The following is a 12,961-nucleotide window of genomic DNA, read 5'->3' as shown; positions in this document are numbered from 1 at the left end:
TGAAGTTATTGGTCTCTCATTTCCCCTTCGCTTCCGGCCATCAGAATGTCTTTTCCTTCATTTTCCCGGTGTTTGATATTTTTTCCTTCCATCAGGTATATGGCAGCTTCTGCAATATTTGTCGCATTGTCTCCGATACGTTCAATGTTGTAGGAGATTCCGCTGAGGCAAAGAATATCGGTCAGATGCTGCTCTTTCAGTGTCTGATTGCCGTAGCCGCGCAGCCGCCGGATGATGTCGTGGTGTAAGGTGTCGACCATATCGTCCAAATCAATCGTATCTTTAGCCAATTTATTATCCTGGCATGTAAAAGCAAATATAGCATTTTGTGTCATGTTTTCGGCTGATGACAGTAATTTTGATAAATCTGCGTGAAAATGAGGGAAGACAGCTCCTTTCAAATCGATTTGCTGCATGAATCTCCTTATGTTCATCAGCAGGTCGCCGATACGTTCGAGGTAAGCCGTCATATCGTAGTAGGACATGATTTTGCGCAGGTCTGTTGCTCGCGGACTATAGAGGACGATGACGTTTATCACTTCGTTGCGCAGTTTGACATCCAGGCTGTCGATGATGCGTTCTGTGTTGTCTATTTCGGTATATAACTCCGGATCGGAGTTATCATCCAATAATCTGGCCGTTTGATTGATTTGCTGGATGACTATTTTCGACAAGACTTCAAAGTCCTGGTTGATTCTTTCAAAAAATTTTTCTCTTATGTTCATAGCTAAAATGTCTGTTGTCCGGGGATTAGCCGAATTGTCCGTTGAGGTATTCTTCTGTCCTTTTGTCTTTCGGATTGGTGAACATGTTTTTGGTTTTGTCATATTCGATCAGTTCTCCGAGGTACATAAACATCGAATAGTCGGAAATCCGTGCTGCCTGGGACATATTGTGGGTTACAATGATGATGGTAACCTCTTCTTTTAATTGCAATAATAGTTCTTCTATGCGATTGGTGGCAATCGGGTCCAGGGCTGAGGTCGGTTCGTCCATCAGTAAGACTTCTGGTTTCAGAGCCAGAGCCCTTGCGATGCAAAGCCGTTGTTGCTGTCCGCCGGAGAGGAAAGTGCCTTTTTTGAGCAGGGAATCTTTTACTTCGTTCCAAAGTCCGACGTTTGTCAGGCAGTTTTCTACCAGTTCGTCTTTTTCACGTTTGGAAAGACGGATTCCGTTCAGTTTATAACCGGCGAGTACATTATCGTAAATGCTCATGGTCGGAAACGGGTTGGGACGTTGGAATACCATGCCGGCAATCCGTCTTACTTCCATGGGGTTCATTTTTAAAATGTTCCGGTTGTCCATCAGAATTTCTCCCGATATCCGGATATCCGGGTATAGTTCGTGCATCCGGTTGATGGCCCGGAGAAGGGTGCTCTTACCGCATCCGGAAGGGCCCATGATAGCCGTAATCCGCTTCTTTTTTATGTCGGCATTTACGTCATTCACGGCATTTTTACCGGGAGTGTAAGATATGGAGACGTGTTTCAGTTGTAATATAGGATCTTCAATAGGAATCATAGATGATTTTCATTTTAATTATTAAGCCGTTTTCCATTTTTTAGCTACCTGTTTGGCAATGATATTCAGTACCAGTATCAATAAAAGTAAGAATAATGATGAGCTCCAGATCATATCAATCAGGTTGGGATCGTTGTAAAACTCCCAGATCAGCAGCGGTACTGCACTTGTCGGTTGGAGTACATCCCAGTTGATGGCGGAACTGCCCAAGGCCGTCAGCATCAGAGGAGCTGTTTCTCCCATAACCCGGGAGATGGCCAGTAGTATGCCGGTAAACAAGCCTCCGAATGCCGAAGGAATCAATACTTTTATTACAACACTGGTGTACGAACAACCTAGTGCCAGTCCGGCTTCCTTTAAGCTTCCGGGCAGCATTTTCAATGTCTCTTCCGTGGAGCGGATGATCAGGGGGAGCATCATAATGGCCAATGCTGTACTTCCGGCAATGGCGGAATAACTGCCCAAGGGTTTTACAACCCAACTGTAAGCAATGATACCGATCACTATCGACGGACTTCCTTGCACCAGGTCTGTCAGAAAACGGATAACGGAAGTAAAGACGGCTTTCGGCTTTTCGGCCAGGTATACACCTCCCAAAATACCAACCGGGATAGCGATAGCAGAGGCCATGGCTACCATCATCAATGTACCGGTGATGCCGTTGGCAATACCGCCCGGGATCAGTTCACCGCTATTGCGGGCAAGCATGGCGTCCAATGTACTCGGAGCTGTTTCTACGAAAAAACGGAGGTTGATTTGTTTGTATCCCTTTTTAACAACTTCCCAAATGATTAAGAATAGGGGAATAGCCGTAAGAGAAGCGAAAAAGCAGACACTCCAGAAAAAGAGCCGGTCTTTAAATGTTCGGTAACCTAATGCTGACATATGTTCTTTTTTAAGCGGTTATCTGTCGGTTTTGTCTGTTCATATCCAAATACATCGGGGAAATCATCAGCTATATACTTTCATAATCATTTTACCGATAAAGTTGATTATAGCGGTAATCAGGAATAGGAGTAAGCCGATTCCAATCAGAGAACTCAGTTTCAGACCATCCGCTTCTCCGAATTGGTTGGCGATGACACTGGCCATGGTGTTACCGGTAGCTGTCAGTGAGTCGGGAAGGTTGTTTGTATTCCCGATCAGCATGGTGACTGCCATTGTTTCTCCCAAGGCTCTTCCCAATGCCAGTATATAGCTGGCGAAGATACCTGATCCGGAAACCGGAAAAATAACGTTACGGATGACATCCAGGCGGGTTGCTCCCAGACTGTAAGCACCTTCTTTCAGTTCTTTGGGCACCATGGAGATAAATTCGGAACTCAGTGAGGCTGCGTAGGGAATAATCATGATGGCCAGAACGAGGGAGGCCGTGAGTATTCCGAAGCCTTGTGAAGATAAACCGAGGTCGGTGATCAGCGGACGTAAGGTGTAAAATCCCCATAAGCCGTAAACGATAGAAGGAATACCGGCTAACAGATCTATGACGGCACTGATGACAGAAGCGATTTTTTTACCTTTGAAATACTCTCCGGTGAATAAAGCTACCGGCAGGGAGAAAGGGATACAAAACAGCAATGCCAGAAACGAAGTAAGTACCGTACCGGTGATGAAAGATAAGGCTCCGTATTGTTCTGCATCCGGATGCGGGTCCCATTCGGTGGAACCGATGAACCGGAAGAATCCGAAATGCTCGAAGGCCGGAGTCGCTCCGCTGATTAAGGAGTAGAACATTCCTCCGCATATCAGTATGATAATCAGGGCGCAGACAAATAGGAGCCGTTTAAAAATATAATCCCGCATTTACAATGATGTTGAGTATGAAATATTATTCAGAAAGGGGAATTCCATTATAAGTTACCGATTGCAGCAAAAGTTTTGCATTATCTTTGGCACTGACCGGTAGCGGAGAGTAGTGTACTTTTGTGGTCAGGCTTTGTGCTTCGTCTCCCAGCATCCAGTTCAACAGTTTTACCGTAGCTTCAGCTTGTTCTTTTTTCCGGTTGTTATAGTTTTGCTCTTTATAGATGAGGATCCAGGTAAAGCAACTGATCGGATAAGCATCGGCCGCCGGAGAATCGGTTATCATCGTACGCGTGTCTGCCGGTAGTTCCGTCTGAGCTGCTGCGGATATGCTTTCAGTGCTTGGAGTAATGAAATTACCTGCTTTGTTCTGTAAGAGGGCAACGGGTATTTTTAAGGCAAATGCATATTCGGAGCCGATGTAACCGATGGCACCTTCTGTTTGGCTGATGGTTCCTGCAACTCCGGGATTACCTTTAGCTGCAATACCTGCCGGCCATTTTAACGCTTTTCCGGTACCGACCTGGGTATTCCAATCCTGACTCACTTTTGACAGATAATCGCTGAAAACATAGGTGGTTCCACTGCCGTCCGACCGATATACGGCATTGATGGCTTTATCCGGAAGTGTAATGCCGGGATTGACCGCCTGTATTTGAGAATCGTTCCAACGGTTGATTTTTCCCAGGTATATATCGGCGATAATTTTGCCGTTCAACCGCAGGTCTTTTACTTCGGGGAGATTATAGGCCAGTACGACAGCTCCCATGCAAGTCGGGATATGAATGGTGGGAGCCGGCATTTCTTCCATTTCTTTTGCAGATAGAAAAGCATCGCTTCCGGCAAAGTCGACAATTTTGTCTTTTAAGCTTCTGATTCCTCCGCCACTGCCGATTCCTCCGTAGGTTATGCTAACTCCGGTCGAATCTTTATACGTTTTGAAGGCCAGATTGTAGTAAGGCAAAGGGAATGTTGCGCCGGCTCCCGTAAGGGTGATGTCTGAAGCCGTATTTTTCCCCGATTTTTTCGAATTACCGCATGCCGTTAAGGCTAAAGCCAGAATAATAATTAAGAATTTGTTCATTTTATTGTCGTTTAATTGATCTCTGTTTTCCTGTTGCAATATTACAAAGGCATTGTGAAGCTGATGTTACGCTTTTGTTACAATAATGTTACATGAAAGACGGGGCCGGTAATGGGCTTATTGCTAATGTTTTGTATTGTATTTTTAATGGGAAGGCGGATGAAAACCCGGGATTCGGAAATTGTGGATTTTAGATTAAAGATAATTTAAAATTTACAATCAAAGATTTAAAATATGATTAATTTTATACAAAAGTAAATTTGTAAGATTCCGGAGATGCTATCGACGGAAAAGTGTGCTGCACAGAAAGAGTACAGAAATAAAATTGTTGTATGGTTTTAAAATATGGTATGTTTTCAAAGGTGCCGTCGGTAGGTGTGATAAAATGAAGTTTGTTTTAAATATTTTTTAAAAGTTGCAGAAAAATGAGTAAAAAACGAAGTTAAAAACAATTATATGTAAAGATAAAGTATGTTTTATTTGTAAGTTTATGATAATTATGCAGATGTATAATGATGCCGTTTTTTATCAATATTGTTTTCTGTAAATCGGTAAATAATAAAAAAAATCCTCTTTTTCTCTAATATATTTAGTTTCATATAATTATTAATGTTGTCTATGAATGATTCGTACGGATTTTATTTTTACACTTTATATGATAATTAAAATTATTTTTACAAATATGTGTGTTATTTAACTTAAACTGTGTGTTTTATATAAAGTGAAAACAAATTTTTAACGAAATATAACTTCTAGCTTTATAGGACTTCTGTGCGTTCTGGGGTAAAAAGAATGTTCAAGTATGTGTATGCTATAAAGAAAAAAGTTATGAATAAGAAGACATTGATGCTTTATTATCCTTACGGAGTAAGAGTGGTTGCCGGACCTTATTATAAAGAGTCTTTCCGGGTTGTAGATCTGAAAGAGAAAACGTATATTGTCGTTTCTTGTTGGGAAGAGAAGAAACCCATAGAAATCGATTACGGTTCCCGGTTGTATCAGCCGGCTCTTTATCCGTTTGCAGCCCTTACTTTGCCTATGTGGGTAAACGGAAAAGAAATTATTCCTTTGGAATTGTTGTGTAAGATTGTCTTTGAAGATGCTAATATTTTGAGTTCGGGCAGTACATCCGGTTGGTTTAGAGATTCTCTTCATACCTATTTTATCAACAATGGATGTTGTCCTTTTTCCCGGGATTTGATGAATCGGATTTATTATATTTTGCAGGCTTTGCATTTTGATATTTCGAACTCAATCCGGCAAAGGGAGGCAAAAAATATTTTGAAATTGGGGTATAATCCTTATGTGATAGACCGGATTGTGTTGCCTTAGCAGAAGTCGATAGGAACAAATAATATTGTTCCTATCACTTATTATGAGTTTAGAATACGGCAGTCAGGATTTTACGGATATTGTCGGCTTTGCCCATGGTGTAGTAATGGATTGCCGGAGCGCCCCGGGACAATAGTTCTTTACTTTGCATGGTACACCATTCGATACCGACTTGATAGATTTCTTTATTGTCTTTGCATTTCCGGATTTCTTTCATCAGTTCTTCCGGGATATCGATGCTGAATGTGCGTGGAAGCATTTCGATATGTTTTTGAGTGGAAATCGGTTTTAATCCGGGTATGATGGGGACCGTAATCCCTGCAGCCCTGCATTTTTCAACGAAGCTGAAAAATCTGGTGTTGTCGAAAAACATTTGAGTAACGATGTAATCGGCTCCGGCCTGTACTTTGTGTTTGAGGTTGCAGATGTCGGTTTCGGCATTCGGTGCTTCGTAATGTTTTTCCGGATAGCCGGCTACTCCGATGCAGAAATTGGTCGGGACGGTATCGGTTAAGGTGGTGTCCAGGTATTTACCCCGGTTCATGTTGTGGATATGCTCTACCAGTTCACAACTATATCGGTAGCCATCCGGTTCGGGGGTGAAAAATTTTTGACCGGGTATTGCGTCTCCGCGAAGGGCGACGACATTTTGGATATCCAGAAAGTTGAGATCAATCAGGTCGTTTTCGAGTTTATGTTTTGAAGCACCTCCACAAATCAGGTGGGGGACTACCTCTATTTTGAATTTTTTCATAATAGCGGCTGCAATAGCGACTGATCCGGGACGTTTCGTGACCGTAATTTTTTCGAATGTACCGTCCGGTTTTGGGCGAAATTCGATTTCATCCCGATGGAAGGTGATATTGAGAAAAGGAGGATTGAAATCCATCAGCGGTTCTATGGATTCATATAGTTTATGTACATCGCTGCCCCGCAGGGGAGGAACCAATTCGAAGGAAGCAAACGGGCTTGCTTCCCGATTTAATATATCTGTTATTTTCATTGTCGGTTTATTAAAATGATTGTTTGTATGTAAAAACGGGTCCGGGTGTTTTTTTAATTTCGCATACTTCCATTCTGGTTTTACGGATATCCGCCTTTACGGGCAGTTGCTATTTTATAATATGGCTTAATAGGCGTTTCCCCTCTGTTTCTGATATTCCTTTGTTTTTACAATAAGCCGCAAACTGATCCGGTCCGATTTCTCCGATACCGAAATACCGGGCTTCCGGGTGTGCGATGAGCATACCGCAAATGCTGGTCGAAGGTGTGATAGCATAGGAAGGGGTCAGGGTAACGCCTATTTTTTCCGGGGCATCCAATAGTTCGAATACTTCTTTTTTCAGGGAGTGGTCGGGACAGGCCGGATAGCCGAAGGCCGGCCGGATCATCTGTAATCCGTCATTTACTTGTTCCTGCATCCATACGGCTAAAGCTTCTGTCAGGCGGGCACAGAGACTTTCCCGAAGCAAATGCTCGAAATCCCGGCAGTCCGGACAGTTGTGCCGGTCCGATACTTTCAGGCAAAAAACACCGATCGTACTCGGTTGATCAGCTTGTGGAGAGATAAAATCCGACAGGCAGAGGCAAACCAGACTGTCGCTTTGTTGCCGTAGCATCGGTAATCTGTGTCCGTTATCGAGAATAATGGTGTCGTTTTCCGTATGAGCATTGAAAAAACGTACGACGAGTGAAGCATCGAATTCCTGGCCGGCAATGATCCGGCCGAGCATTTCGAGGGCTGCCTGATAGGTTTTTTCGGCTTCTTCCCGGGTGTAGATGATTTCCGGAAATTTACCTTTGAATCCCCAGAAATGAAAAAAAGGCGTCCAGTCGATGCGTTCTGCGAGTTCTCCCAGGTCTAAGTGTTTTACGGTTAAGTTGTGTTCCCCAAAATTTTCCGGTTGTCTGTAACTTTCCGGGGTGAATACCGGTTTTCGGGAAATCGCTTCCGGATAGGAAATACATTCCGTATGTGATAGCCGGTAAGCTTCGCGGATTTTAGCCTGTTCGGTTTTTATTTCCTGAAGGTAGGCGTCCGGGTGTTGTAGAAAGCGTTTGATTATTCCGGCGGTCCGGGAGGCATCTCCTCCGTGTATCACCCCATAGTTGTATTTGGGGGCCAGTTTGACGGCCGTGTGTACGGCCGAAGTGGTTGCACCTCCTACCACTAACGGTATCCGGATGTTTTCTTTTTGTAACAATTCACACAAGGCTTCCATTTCACTCAGGGAGGGAGTGATGAGTCCGCTGATTCCGATAACGTCGGGCTTGTAGGTATGTATTGCTTCCAGGATGCGTTGGTTGTCGACCATGACTCCCAGATCGATAACTTCCATATTGTTACAGGTCAGTACGATACTGACGATGTTTTTCCCGATATCGTGAACATCTCCTTTGGCTGTTGCGATTACAATTTTATTTCGTTTAATATTCCGGTTACCGCTTTGGTTGTGGCGTTCGATTTCCGGTTGTAATATGGCGACAGCCTCTTTCATAATCCGGGCCGATTTAACGACTTGAGGTAAAAACATTTTGCCTTCTCCGAACAGGGTACCTACTTTATCCATGCCTTTCATCAAAGGGCCTTCGATGATTTCAACAGGAGAGGGGTATCGGGAGAGGGCTTCTTCAATGTCGGCGGGAAGATAGTCCTTGATACCTTTTACGAGTGCATAACCGAGGCGTTCTTCCAGGCTGCGTTCCCGCCATGCTTCGTTTTTTATATTTTTTCCTGTTGTTTTGTTTTCTTTGATTTTTTCAGCCAGTTCGATCAGTTTTTCGGTGGCTTCCGGATATTTGTTAAGTACGACGGCTTCAACCGCTTGCAATAGTTCCGGCTCGATTTCGTCGTATACCTGTAGCATGGAAGGATTGACGATTGCCATATCCAGACCGGCGTTTATGGCATGATACAGGAAAACCGAATGCATGGCTTCTCTTACCGGACTGTTTCCGCGAAATGAGAAAGAGAGGTTGGAGACTCCTCCGGAGGTTTTACATCCCGGAAGATTTTCCTTGATCCATTTTACAGCGCGTATGTAGTCTACAGCATAGTTGTTGTGTTCTTCCAGGCCGGTGCCTATAGCCAGGATATTGACGTCGAAAATGATGTTTTCGGGGTGAAATCCGGCTTTCTGTGTGAGCAGACGATAGGCCCGGCTGCAAATACTGATTTTTCGCTCGTAGCTTACGGCCTGTCCTTTTTCGTCGAAAGCCATAACGACGACGGCAGCCCCCAGACGTCTGATTTCGGATGCTTTACGCAGAAATTCGCCTTCTCCTTCTTTCAGGCTGATGGAGTTGACGATGCATTTTCCCTGTGCATTTTTCAGGCCGGCGAGTATGGTGTTCCAGTCGGACGAATCGATCATCAGGGCGGCTTTGGCGATATCGGGGTCGTTGCTGATAATGCGTGTGAATGTCGCCATTTCTTTGGCACTGTCCAGCATGGCATCGTCCATATTGATATCGATGACTGAAGCTCCGTCCTCAATTTGTTTCCGGGCAATGCCGGCTGCTTCTTCATAAGCCCGGTCATGAATCAGTCTGGCAAATTTTGCCGATCCTGCGACATTGGTACGTTCGCCGATGTTGATAAAGTTGTTTTGGTTTTTATCGACGACAACCGGTTCCAAACCGCTGACAACCAAGTGTGAGGTTGGGGATTGGGGCTGACGCGGGGGGATGCCGGTCATGGCATCGTGTATGGCCCGGATGTGTTCCGGGGTGGTACCGCAGCAACCGCCTGCGATGTTCAGTAACCCTTCCCGGGCCATGTTTTGCAGGCATTGGGCTGTAAAGGCCGGACTTTCGTCGTATTCACCCATCTCGTTCGGTAGTCCGGCGTTGGGATATAAGCTCAGATAGCAGGGCAAAACGGCAGAGAGCCGCTCGACGAAAGGCTGTAGATCGGGAGCTCCGAACGAACAATTCAATCCGAAGCTCAATAGCGGGTAATGGGCAAGGGCTGTGTACAGCGCTTCTAAGGACTGGCCGGTCAGGGTACGTCCGCTTTTGTCGTTAACGGTAGCGGAAACCATGACCGGTATAGTCGTTCCTTTCTCCTGTTGTACCCGGTCGATGGCGTACAGTGCGGCTTTGGCATTCAGTCCGTCGAATACCGTTTCAATCAGCAGTAAGTCGGCTCCGCCGTCGATCAATCCGTTTATTTGGGTCGTGTAAGCCGCTGTCAGGGTATCAAAATCTACCGGACGGAATTCCGGATGATTGACGTCCGGAGACAGGGATAGAGTTTTGGAGGTCGGGCCGATACTGCCGGCAACAAATACCGGACGATTGGCCAGTGAAGCGGTTTGTTTTGCCAGGCGGGCTCCTTCGTAATTCAGCGTATATACCAGTTCACTGCAATGATACTCTTCCTGGGAGATTGCATTGGAATTGAACGTATTGGTTTCGATAATATCAGCACCTGCTTCTATGTAAGACCGGTGTATGGACTGAATGACTTCCGGTTTTGTCAGGTTCAATATATCGTTGTTACCTTTCAGGTTTACCGGGTGAGTGACAAAACGTTGTCCTCTGAAATCTTTTTCAGTCAGTCCGAATTTCTGAATAGCCGTGCCTGTGGCTCCGTCTAAGATGAGTATTTTCTCTTTTAATAGCTTTCTCAGCATATATACTACAATATAGATCCGGAGCTTTAAATACGGCAGGTCGTAAAACCTGCCGGTATATATGTCCGGAAGTTAGTTAAAAAACTTGAGTTCAAATTTACCGACAGCCCCCATTTTATCGTCTTTGATCAGAACAGCCGAGATAATATCTTCTATTTTTCCGATTTTTTCCAGTACCGGATTTATATCCTCGGCTTTTCTGACAAAATTAGCAAAGGCGGTGGCATAGCTGTCAGCTAACAATACATCTTTACAAATAATCATTACTGCGTCGGCTTTTCCGAAGCTTAATGACGGTCCGACTGTACCGGAAGAGGTACAGATACCCAACGGCGCTTGTGACGCGTTGATGTGTAATCCCACTTTCTCGGAGAGGGGAGAAGCTCCTGCGAATACCGATACGTCAATGTCTTCCAGAATATCGGCATAGATATCCCCTCCGTTTTCAATGATTACTTCTTTAACTCCGAAATGCCTTTTCAGTGCATTTGCAATATACAGAGCAATGGCACCGGCAACGGCACTCATCGGTCCGATATTGGTCCGGTGGGAGATTTCGGACATTTGTGTAAATATGGCCGGAGCATCGGGTTTGGCGTCGTAAGGTACCAGTGATGTCAGATAACAGGGATCTTTTTGCAGATACTTTTCCATGGTATCCCGCAGTTCTGTGATCAATGTATTGCTGTATTCAGGCATCTCAGGGCGGTATGATGTTTTATCTATACCGATCCACAAGTCCGATTCTTTGCATTTTACGACAAAGCTGGTCCAGCGACCTTCCCGAAAATGTTCCCGATAGGTTCTGTTTTTATATTCCATGATCTGTAAGGTTTAGGGTTTATTCTCGATCATAAAATTATAAATTTTCTTCCAGCTTTGGTATCGAAAAATGAGCAAAGTTTGATATTGTACAGACATTTGTCCGCGTTGAAGCCTTATTCCGAAAATTCGATCCGGAAAAGTTTTAACGGGCATGATTTCAGACAAAGCTTACAGACGATGCATTTTTCCGGGTTGAATTTGAGTTTCCAATCCGGTTCTCCGATTGTCAGCGCATGGGAAAAGCAGGCTGAAGCACAGTTGCCGCAATTGATACACCGGCTTTCGTCGTATGAAATTTTACTTGCCAGCGGGCTGACGGTAACTCCGTTGTCGGTCAGAAAGGCAAGACCTTGTTCCAGTAACAGTTCGTCAGCTTCCAGTTCTACGAGTAATTTTCCGGATTTTCCGGCTTCAATTTCTGCTTTTAATATATTGATTCGGATATCGTATCGTTTTACGAGATCGTACATCAACGATCTGTCGGTAGCATCTACCGGGAACGATAATACAACTTTTTTTATCATAGGATTCGTGTTTCAGTGTTTGTGGTTTCAATTTTCCGGTTTGGTTTCGAGCAATGATTTCAGCCCGGTGTTCGTCGGCATCGGACGAACGGGTTCTGTCAGTTGGAAATGGCCTCCGGCAATCCGTTTTTTTAGCATTGCAGCGATTTCCCGGGCTTTTGCCAGGCTGGAAACCGGAGCCGTCCGGACTTTTTGTCCTTTGATTTCAATTTCTCCGCTGTGTAATGCGGCATAGTTCGTTTTGCCCAGTATCTGATTTCCGTTTCCATAATCTACGATCGTCGTTTCGATCTGTTCGTTACGGATGGAGACTCTGCGGGCCAGATCTTCGTCCAGTATGGGAATGGGGATACCGATGCCGACAAACAGGCTTATTCCGTATTTTTCATAATAAGCGGCCCGGAGGTATTCGCTACTCATATTTTTAAGATCTCCGATTACGGCAATGGTACGGGCGTTGCTTGTCGGTATGCCATATTCGTTTACTTCTTTTGTCGAATGAAACTGTGTTCCGTTCCAGGTGACGTAACCTTCTGTACCGCCAAGGAAGATCCGGGTGCCTAACCCGATCGTCCGGCATTCCGGATCGTTGATCAGGGGAGACAGTTCTCCGGCCGTACTGTAGGACGCATTGCGCATACGGGGAAGCAGGGTTCCCATGTAAGTGTATTTAAGCTGGTCCGTGGTATTGGTCGCTACATTGTAATTTTGATATGCGTTTCTCGGATTGTAAAGGATGGCTTCGTTGACAGTGTCTTTATTGATGACCGTTTTGATGTGTTTACGCGGGTAACAGTCGGTGCCTTTTCCCCAAGCTTCCAGTAAAATATCTTTACCGTTGATCAGGTCTTCGATGATATGGGCGCCACCGTATGCGGGACGCTCGGGGTTGCAGTCGGTTGCTCCTATGTAGGTGTCTACCGCTGCCAATCCGCCGCTTACTCTCACACCGTTCAATTCGATTTTTTCCATCCGGATGGGTGGATTGGCGTGTCCGAAGTTGATAAATGCACCGGACGAGCACATTGCTCCGAAAGTACCTGTTGTTACGACATCTACTTTTTGTGCAATTTCTTTGGGGGATAATGTACGGGATAGTTCCGCTACTTCTTCTGCCGTTAACACGACGGCCGTTCCTTTCTTTATTTTTTCGTTTATTTCAGCGTATGACTTAGCCATGGAATTAAAATTGAAATTTGATACAATAAGTTTAAGGTCGAAAAATCTATCGTATA

General features: G+C 44.8%; 11 protein-coding genes. 1 reads left to right on the top strand and 10 read right to left on the bottom strand.

Annotated elements, in window-relative coordinates:
* Positions 1 to 5: 5 nt before the first annotated feature.
* From DD657_RS02810 to pstS, 5 genes are all read right to left on the bottom strand, one after another.
* Positions 6 to 725: a phosphate signaling complex PhoU family protein gene (locus tag DD657_RS02810; protein WP_021987405.1), complete on the bottom strand. Its 720-nt coding sequence runs from the start codon at positions 723 to 725 to the stop codon at positions 6 to 8.
* 25 nt (positions 726 to 750) lie between these two features.
* Positions 751 to 1,521 (bottom strand): phosphate ABC transporter ATP-binding protein PstB, encoded by a 771-nt coding sequence (gene pstB / locus DD657_RS02805; RefSeq protein ID WP_021987406.1) that lies wholly within the window; start codon positions 1,519 to 1,521, stop codon positions 751 to 753.
* A gap of 21 nt (positions 1,522 to 1,542) precedes the next feature.
* Positions 1,543 to 2,406: a phosphate ABC transporter permease PstA gene (gene pstA / locus DD657_RS02800; RefSeq protein WP_021987407.1), complete on the bottom strand. Its 864-nt coding sequence runs from the start codon at positions 2,404 to 2,406 to the stop codon at positions 1,543 to 1,545.
* Positions 2,407 to 2,472: 66 nt separating this feature from the next.
* Positions 2,473 to 3,324, bottom strand: coding sequence for a phosphate ABC transporter permease subunit PstC (pstC, locus tag DD657_RS02795; protein ID WP_021987408.1), 852 nt, complete (start codon positions 3,322 to 3,324; stop codon positions 2,473 to 2,475).
* 25 nt (positions 3,325 to 3,349) lie between these two features.
* Positions 3,350 to 4,408: a phosphate ABC transporter substrate-binding protein PstS gene (gene pstS / locus DD657_RS02790; RefSeq protein WP_118774229.1), complete on the bottom strand. Its 1,059-nt coding sequence runs from the start codon at positions 4,406 to 4,408 to the stop codon at positions 3,350 to 3,352.
* Between the two features lie 828 nt (positions 4,409 to 5,236).
* Here pstS and DD657_RS02785 point away from each other — a divergent pair.
* Positions 5,237 to 5,740: a hypothetical protein gene (locus DD657_RS02785; RefSeq protein ID WP_021987411.1), complete on the top strand. Its 504-nt coding sequence runs from the start codon at positions 5,237 to 5,239 to the stop codon at positions 5,738 to 5,740.
* A gap of 49 nt (positions 5,741 to 5,789) precedes the next feature.
* On the opposite strand, the gene metF is transcribed toward DD657_RS02785, so the two are convergent.
* The 5 genes from metF to DD657_RS02760 form a co-directional block, all read right to left on the bottom strand.
* Positions 5,790 to 6,743, bottom strand: a complete 954-nt coding sequence (metF, locus tag DD657_RS02780) for a methylenetetrahydrofolate reductase [NAD(P)H] (protein ID WP_021987412.1) — start codon at positions 6,741 to 6,743, stop codon at positions 5,790 to 5,792.
* Between the two features lie 109 nt (positions 6,744 to 6,852).
* A complete protein-coding gene (metH, locus tag DD657_RS02775; RefSeq protein WP_287048388.1) occupies positions 6,853 to 10,377 on the bottom strand; it encodes a methionine synthase in 3,525 nt (1,174 codons plus the stop codon).
* 72 nt (positions 10,378 to 10,449) lie between these two features.
* Entirely contained in the window at positions 10,450 to 11,199 is a 750-nt protein-coding gene (locus DD657_RS02770) for a UPF0280 family protein (RefSeq protein WP_021987414.1), read from the bottom strand.
* Positions 11,200 to 11,315: 116 nt separating this feature from the next.
* A complete protein-coding gene (locus tag DD657_RS02765; RefSeq protein WP_068690497.1) occupies positions 11,316 to 11,726 on the bottom strand; it encodes an NIL domain-containing protein in 411 nt (136 codons plus the stop codon).
* Between the two features lie 27 nt (positions 11,727 to 11,753).
* A complete protein-coding gene (locus tag DD657_RS02760) occupies positions 11,754 to 12,905 on the bottom strand; it encodes a homocysteine biosynthesis protein (protein ID WP_021987416.1) in 1,152 nt (383 codons plus the stop codon).
* Between the last annotated feature and the right edge of the window lie 56 nt (positions 12,906 to 12,961).

Origin of the sequence: Culturomica sp. (assembly GCF_003524185.1) — a bacterium.
GTDB classification, from domain to species: domain Bacteria; phylum Bacteroidota; class Bacteroidia; order Bacteroidales; family Marinifilaceae; genus Culturomica; species Culturomica massiliensis.
This window is presented reverse-complemented; position numbering and strand designations above follow the sequence as displayed.

Bases quoted from the DNA above. Each gene is read 5' to 3' on its own strand.
- DD657_RS02810 (WP_021987405.1), bottom strand. From the start codon at position 725: ATGAACATAAGAGAAAAATTTTTTGAAAGAATCAACCAGGACTTTGAA.
- pstB (WP_021987406.1), bottom strand. From the start codon at position 1,521: ATGATTCCTATTGAAGATCCTATATTACAACTGAAACACGTCTCCATA.
- pstA (WP_021987407.1), bottom strand. From the start codon at position 2,406: ATGTCAGCATTAGGTTACCGAACATTTAAAGACCGGCTCTTTTTCTGG.
- pstC (WP_021987408.1), bottom strand. From the start codon at position 3,324: ATGCGGGATTATATTTTTAAACGGCTCCTATTTGTCTGCGCCCTGATT.
- pstS (WP_118774229.1), bottom strand. From the start codon at position 4,408: ATGAACAAATTCTTAATTATTATTCTGGCTTTAGCCTTAACGGCATGC.
- DD657_RS02785 (WP_021987411.1), top strand. From the start codon at position 5,237: ATGAATAAGAAGACATTGATGCTTTATTATCCTTACGGAGTAAGAGTG.
- metF (WP_021987412.1), bottom strand. From the start codon at position 6,743: ATGAAAATAACAGATATATTAAATCGGGAAGCAAGCCCGTTTGCTTCC.
- metH (WP_287048388.1), bottom strand. From the start codon at position 10,377: ATGCTGAGAAAGCTATTAAAAGAGAAAATACTCATCTTAGACGGAGCC.
- DD657_RS02770 (WP_021987414.1), bottom strand. From the start codon at position 11,199: ATGGAATATAAAAACAGAACCTATCGGGAACATTTTCGGGAAGGTCGC.
- DD657_RS02765 (WP_068690497.1), bottom strand. From the start codon at position 11,726: ATGATAAAAAAAGTTGTATTATCGTTCCCGGTAGATGCTACCGACAGA.
- DD657_RS02760 (WP_021987416.1), bottom strand. From the start codon at position 12,905: ATGGCTAAGTCATACGCTGAAATAAACGAAAAAATAAAGAAAGGAACG.